The following is a 4,678-nucleotide window of genomic DNA, read 5'->3' as shown; positions in this document are numbered from 1 at the left end:
GGATTACTGGGTGCGGCATGTGCGGGAGGCGGTGCGTTTCGCCGACGGGATCGGTGTGCTCGCGTCCGAGGGCGTGACCCGGTTCCTGGAGATCGGCCCCGACGCCACCCTCACCGCCCTCGCCCGTGCCGTTGCCGAAGAAAGCGGCGACGAAGCCCTTTTCGCCGCGACACTCCGTAAGGACCGGGACGAGCCCCGGACGACGGTGGCGGCGATGGCAGCGCTCCACGCCTCCGGCAGGCCCGTGGACTGGAAGGCACTCCTGGACGACACCGGCGAGTCGGTCCAGTTGCCCACGTACCCCTTCCAGCGGACACGCTACTGGCTCGATCCTGTCGCGAACCACGCCGGACGGCGGGGCGAACACCCGCTGCTCTCGGACGGAATCGGCCTCGCCGACTCCACCACCGTGGTGGCCACCGGACGACTCTCCCCGCGCACACAGCCCTGGCTGGGTGAACTCGCCACCGGCGGCGGCTCGTTCGTGGCCGCCTCCGTCCTCACCGATCTGGCTCTCCACGCCGGACGCGGCATCGGCGCCCATCACCTTGCCGAACTCCGGGTCGACGCTCCCCTGCCGCTCCCCGCGACCGGGGAGATCGAGGTGCAGACGGTCACGGAGGCGGTCCAGGGCGAGCCGCGTTGGACCTTCGCTCTGTACGGACGCCCCTACGACCCGGACGCCGGCCCGTCGGACGAGGACCGCCCCTGGACCCGCCACGCCCGCGGAACGCTGCTCGCCGGGCCGGAAGACCCGAGGGGCCTGAGCCCCGACGTCGCCGAAGACGTCGCGGCCTGGCCTCCGCCGGGCGCGGCGCCCGTCCCCCTGGACGAGGTGTACACAGACCTCGACCTGCCCCGCTCGCAGGTGCTGACAGCCGTCTGGCGTCTGGGAGACGAGGTCTTCGCGGAGGCCGCCCTGCCGGAGACGGCGGAAGCCGAGGCGGCCAGGTTCGCCGTCCACCCCGCCCTCCTGGACTGCGCCCTGCTCATGCTGACGGCGGCCGGACAACCGGTGCCGCGTCTCGTGGCCTGGTCCGGAGTCACCCTCCACGCGAGTGCGGCGGCGAGCATACGGCTGCACGTCGTTCCGCGCTCGACGACGGAAAGCGAGCTCCGGCTGCTGGACGTCACCGGGGCCCCCGTCCTGACCGCCTCGACCGTAGCCGTCCTGCCCTTCGACGCCGACGAACATCCCGGCGCCGTCCGGCACCGCGGCAGCGATCTCTACGCCGTCACGTGGACCGCGGCCGAGGCCGCCACGGAGCGCGAGACCGTCGAGTCCGTGGCCCGGCAGAGCCCGGACGAGCTCCTGGCCGCCCTGGAGACCACCTCCGACGTCCCCTTCGCCGACCTGGTCGCCCTCCCCTGGCGCACGGCGGACGCCGACAGCGGCGCCGGGCTCGTGTCCGACGTGCACACCGCCACGGAGCAAGCGCTCCGTCTGCTCCAGCGCTGGCTCACCGAACCGCGCGCCGGCCGTTCCCGCCTGCTGCTGATCTCTCACGGTGCGGTCGCAGCGCGCCCCGGCGAGACCGTCACCGACCTGCCCGCCGCAGCGGTGCGCGGGCTGTTCAAGTCGGCCGCGTCGGAGAACCCCGGCCGGATCCTGCTCCTCGACGGCGACGCCACTCCCACCGACGACCAGCTCAAGGACGCGGCCCGGCGAGGAGGAGACGAACTCGTCCTGCGCGACGCGCAGTTGCTCGCTCCGGTGCTCACCCGGGTCGCGGACGCCGCACAGCGACCCGCCGCAGTGACGTTCCCCGCGGACCGGACGGTGCTCGTCACCGGCGGCGCCGGGACGGTGGGGTCCGCCACTGTCCGCCACCTCGTGCACCGGCACGGTGCGCGTCACCTGCTCCTCGTCACCCGACGGGGCCCGCAGGCCCCGGGCGCTGCCGCCCTGATCGCCGAACTCGCCGCCGTCGACGCCCGAGTCACCGTCGTGAGCTGCGACGCGGCCGACCGCGACGCTCTCGCCGCCGTCATCCGCGACATCTCGCCCGAACACCCGCTCGGCGCCGTGGTGCACATCGCCGGAACGCTCGACGACTGCGTCGTCACCTCCCTCACCCCGGAGCGACTCACCTCGGTGCTGCGGCCCAAGGTCGACGCGGCGGTCCATCTCCACGAGCTGACACGACACCTCGACCTGTCGGCGTTCGTGCTGTTCTCCTCGGCCGCCGCCACGTTCGCCGGTCCCGGTCAGGGCAACTACGTCGCCGCGAACTCCTTCCTCGACGCCTTCGCCGTCGGTCTGCGCGCCGACGGACGTCCCGCGGTGTCCGTCGCCTGGGGCCTGTGGGAAGCCGACAGCGCCATGACCAGCGGCATCACCGATGCCGCGCAGAGCCGCGCCGCCCGCAACGGCATCGGCGCGCTGCCCACCGGCGACGCCCTCGCCCTCTTCGACCGTGCCCTGACCCACACCGACGTCACCCCGATCCCGCTCCGCCTGGACCGCGCCGCACTACGCCGGACCGCCGACAGGCTGCCCCCGTTGCTGCGTGCCCTGGCGGGCCGCCCCGCCCTGCGCGAGGCCGCGTCGGCGGCGCGATCCGCCGCCTCGCGGCTCGGCCTCCTCGACCTGCCCGAGCCCCGCCGCCGCGAGGCGGTCGCCGCACTCGTGCGGAGCACGCTGGCCGACGTGCTCGGGCACGCCCCCGAAACGCACATCCGCCCGGACACGCCGTTCACGCAGCTGGGACTCGACTCCCTGACGGCACTCGAGCTGAGGAACTCCCTCAGCGAAGCGACCGGAGCACGGCTGCCGGCGACCCTCGTCTTCGACCACCCCACGCCAGAAGCAGTCGCCGAGCTCCTCCTGACCGAACTGTCGCCGACCACGCACACGAACGACTCCGCCGTCCGCCCCTTCGAGCCCGCCGCGCTCGCCGACGATCCCCTCGCGATCATCGGCATGGGCTGCCGCTTTCCGGGTGGTGTCGAGACGCCCGAGCAGTTCTGGGATCTGCTCCTGCAGGGGGAGGACTCCATCGGCGGTTTCCCCACGGACCGCGGCTGGGACAACCTCACCGACTTCGACGATTTCGGCGGCGCCGGACGCGACACGTCGACGTACCCCCGTCGCGGTGGGTTCCTGTCGGGTGTGGGTGGTTTCGATGCGGAGTTCTTCGGGGTGTCGCCGCGTGAGGCGTTGGCGATGGATCCGCAGCAGCGGTTGTTGTTGGAGGTGTCGTGGGAGGCGGTGGAGCGGGCGGGGGTGGATCCTCGGTCGTTGCGGGGGAGTCGTGCGGGTGTGTTCGTGGGGACGAACGGTCAGGACTATCCGGCGTTGTTGAGTGTGTCGGAGGGTGACTTCGGGGGGTATGTCGGCACGGGCAACGCGGCGAGCGTCGTGTCGGGGCGGGTGTCGTATGTGCTGGGTCTGGAGGGTCCGGCGGTGACGGTGGACACGGCGTGTTCGTCGTCTTTGGTGGCGTTGCATCTGGCGGGGCAGGCGTTGCGGTCGGGGGAGTGCGACCTGGCCCTGGCGGGTGGTGTGACGGTGATGTCGACGCCGGGTGCTTTTGTGGAGTTCAGTCGTCAGGGGGGTCTGGCGGCGGATGGTCGGTGCAGGGCGTTCGGTGAGGGTGCGGACGGTACGGGGTGGGGTGAGGGGGTGGGTGTGCTGGTGGTGGAGCGGTTGTCTGATGCGCGTCGGTTGGGGCATCGGGTGTTGGCGGTGGTGCGTGGTTCGGCGGTGAATCAGGATGGTGCGTCGAACGGGTTGACGGCTCCGAACGGTCCGTCGCAGCAGCGGGTGATCCGGGCCGCGTTGGGGTCGGCGGGTCTGTCGGGGGTGGATGTGGATGTGGTGGAAGCGCATGGGACGGGGACGCGGTTGGGTGATCCGATCGAGGCGCAGGCGTTGCTGGCGACCTATGGTCAGGGTCGTGAGGCGGGGCGGCCGTTGTGGTTGGGGTCGGTGAAGTCGAATGTGGGTCATACGCAGGCGGCTGCGGGTGTGGCCGGTGTGATCAAGATGGTGCAGGCGTTGCGTCATGGGGTGTTGCCGGCGACGTTGCATGTGGGTGAGCCGTCGTCGCATGTGGACTGGTCGGCGGGGGAGGTGCGGCTGTTGACGGAGCGGCGGCCGTGGCTGCAGGAGGATGGGCGTCCGAGGCGTGCGGGTGTGTCGTCGTTCGGTCTGTCCGGGACGAACGCGCACGTCATCCTCGAACAGGCCCCGGCCGAGCCGGCGGACGAGGCGGAGGACGAGGGCGAGGGCGAGGGCGCGGGTGCGGGTGCGGGTGCGGGTGCGGGTGCGGGTCTGCCGGTGGTGCCGTGGGTGCTGTCCGGACGCGGCTCCGACGCCCTGCGCTCACAAGCCACCCGGCTGCATGCCTACGCGCAGACGAGAGCGGATCTCGCCCCTGCTGCCGTGGCGAGTGCTCTGATCGCCACCCGCACGTCTTTCGAGAACCGCGCCGTCGTCCACGGCCGCGATCACGCGGAACTGCTGGCCGGCCTCCACTGCCTCGCCGTCGGAGATCCCGCAGCCAACCTGATTCAGGGCACAGCGGCGAATCCCGGCCGGACGGCGTTCTTGTTCTCGGGTCAGGGTGCGCAGCGGGTGGGGATGGGGCGTGAGTTGTATGCGTCGTTCCCGGTGTTCGCTGAGGCGTTCGACGCGGTGTGTGCGCTGGTGGGTGGTGGGTTGCGGGAGGTCGTG

General features: G+C 72.0%; 1 protein-coding gene. It reads left to right on the top strand.

What is annotated here, in order from left to right; translation table 11 throughout:
• Nucleotides 1-4,678 (top strand): type I polyketide synthase (locus Sri02f_RS42380; RefSeq protein ID WP_218029945.1); only part of this gene is annotated, 4,678 nt, incomplete at both ends.

It is taken from the genome of Streptomyces rishiriensis, from assembly GCF_003112535.1.
In the GTDB taxonomy this organism is placed as follows: domain Bacteria; phylum Actinomycetota; class Actinomycetes; order Streptomycetales; family Streptomycetaceae; genus Streptomyces; species Streptomyces rishiriensis.
The sequence above is the reverse complement of the archived record's forward strand: the minus strand, read 5'-3'. Positions and strand labels throughout refer to the sequence as shown.